The organism is Aliterella sp. E5.1 (assembly GCF_057473825.1).
Genome location: NZ_JBYCCV010000275.1, coordinates 1 through 1,983 on the forward strand (window position 1 = coordinate 1; position 1,983 = coordinate 1,983).

At 44.7% G+C, this 1,983-nt stretch carries 4 protein-coding genes; all 4 read right to left on the reverse strand.

Annotation, left to right across the window (positions count from 1 at the left end; all coding sequences use genetic code 11):
- Positions 1-576: restriction endonuclease subunit S (locus AC2VE5_RS26220; protein WP_486890489.1), on the reverse strand; the 576-nt coding region annotated here is incomplete at its 3' end.
- A gap of 402 nt (positions 577-978) precedes the next feature.
- Positions 979-1,332: a HepT-like ribonuclease domain-containing protein gene (locus AC2VE5_RS26225; RefSeq protein ID WP_486890490.1), complete on the reverse strand. Its 354-nt coding sequence runs from the start codon at positions 1,330-1,332 to the stop codon at positions 979-981.
- Positions 1,329-1,622 carry a nucleotidyltransferase family protein gene (locus AC2VE5_RS26230; protein WP_486890491.1) on the reverse strand — a complete coding sequence of 98 codons (294 nt, stop codon included), beginning with the start codon at positions 1,620-1,622 and terminating at the stop codon, positions 1,329-1,331. Before AC2VE5_RS26230 ends, AC2VE5_RS26225 begins: the two co-directional genes overlap by 4 nt.
- A gap of 255 nt (positions 1,623-1,877) precedes the next feature.
- Positions 1,878-1,982 (reverse strand): DUF433 domain-containing protein, encoded by a 105-nt coding sequence (locus tag AC2VE5_RS26235; RefSeq protein WP_486890492.1) that lies wholly within the window; start codon positions 1,980-1,982, stop codon positions 1,878-1,880.
- Position 1,983 lies beyond the last annotated feature (1 nt).

The following is a 1,983-nucleotide window of genomic DNA, read 5'->3' on the forward strand; positions in this document are numbered from 1 at the left end:
ACGGAACTGGTCGATCAGCTTTGGTACTTCTTCCAATGCTTCGCGGGCGCGCTTGGAGTGGGCGGTTAATTCCTCAATTTTGCTAACGATGCGGCGCTGCTCGTTGAGAGGAGGGAGGGGAATAGGTAGGTCAGATAGCTGCTTTCGAGTTACCCCGGCAATTGTTGTGCCCCTATGTTGATATTTGAACTTTTGTACTGCTTGAGAAAGATAGTATAAAAAGAAGTCAGGGAATAGCAAGCGAGCTTTATCAACTAAAGCATGAGAATCTTGACTAAAACAAATAGGTTTTTCAGTGATAGCAATTTTGCCTAAGCCAACTCGGGTCACCACAACCAGGCTTTCTGCAGGAACTAAGTTTGTAGTTGAATTGGCTATACCCTCTTCTGTAATCGTGCGTCTTGGTTTGATCTCTCTTATGCCATAAATGTCTGCACTCGATATCCATGAAATCTCGCCGTCCCAATACCTTTCTTCTTTTGTTGAAGGTGTACCTCCACCAACAATTTCGTAAAGTTCTGAGACTTTAGACTTGACCCAGTGTGCAGGAAGCAGCACACCATCTATTTCAATCAAACTGCTTTCTCCTCACTCACTTCCAGCAAATCCATTCATTCAGGCATCCTAACCACCTTTCTGTCGTTCCGAGTGTAGCAACGCGGAAAGAGGAATCTCAGTGTTGCAGTAACAACCGACGAGATGTCTCGACTCCACTTCGTTCCGCTCGACATTACATTGCACCCAAATTTTTACCATCCACTATCATTCCGAGAGAAGCGTAGACGCTTTGAGGCTTCCCGCAGGGTGGAATCTCAGTTTAGCAGCATAGATTGAGATTCTTCCCTTCGCTGCGCTGCGGTCAGGATGACAGTTAGGGCTGGAGATTATTCGCTGCGCTCTGCTCCATACCCTACGGGAAGCAAGCTACGGAATAATACTACAAACTTAGCTTTTGGTGGTTTCGCATTGTCAATTACTCTAATCCGTATCTTGAATATCTGTGGCAATCTCAGAGATTCTTATCTTCAAAGGTGGCAATCCTTCTTGTACCGTCGCCCAAACCACGTTGATGTCAATTCCCCAATATTCATGCACCAAAACATCCCGCATTCCGGCAATGGATTTCCAAGGAACATCAGGATGTTGACCGCGAACCTCATCTGGAACCTTCTTGATCGCTTCACCTAGGATTTCAATTGACTTCACAACCGCCAAGACTTTTTCCCGATTCGCTTGAAACACTTCAAATTCTACATTCCTGGTAAAAAATTCAATATCCGTGATCGCATCTAAAATATCCTGCAAGGTTTCCGAGAGCTGTCGTGCCGTCATAAATAGACGACTTCAGACAAAATGCGTTCTCGAATTTTTGGTTTCAGCCCCTTTTTGGTCACTACATCCACCTTTGTCTCCATCAGTTCGCTCAAGTAGCTGCGAAGTTCCACTAGCTTAAACAGCGTTGGGGCTTGCTCATAATCAATCAAGACATCAATATCGCTCGTTTCGGTCTGCTCTCCCCGCACATAAGAACCGAAAATCCCCAATTCTGTGATCCGATAATTCTTTTGCAGAACAGATTGGTTCTGTTTTAGCACTTGCTTAATGTCTTCTAGAGTTCTCATAGTTCTGGTCCTCTAAGCGATCGCTTAAGTCCTGCCATGACGGATTCATTGACTTAATTAGGCCAATCTTCTTGGCCCGCCTCCAGCCCTTAATTTGCTTTTCACGGGCGATCGCATTTGCTTGATTAGAGTAGCAAGTGACAGATAATTACATTGAAAAGTCCTCGCGAATCCGAAACTATCGTGACCAGATCCTCTAGCCGAGTCCTCAAACTACCACTAGCATTGACATCCATTAAGAATTTCACAATTTATTTAAGCAACTCTATCGAAAACCTCTTCTTTAGCAACTAAGCGGAAGGCATAAAACAGCGCTGCCTGGATGTCTTCTGGCTCTAGTGCTGGGTAGTCTTCAAGAATT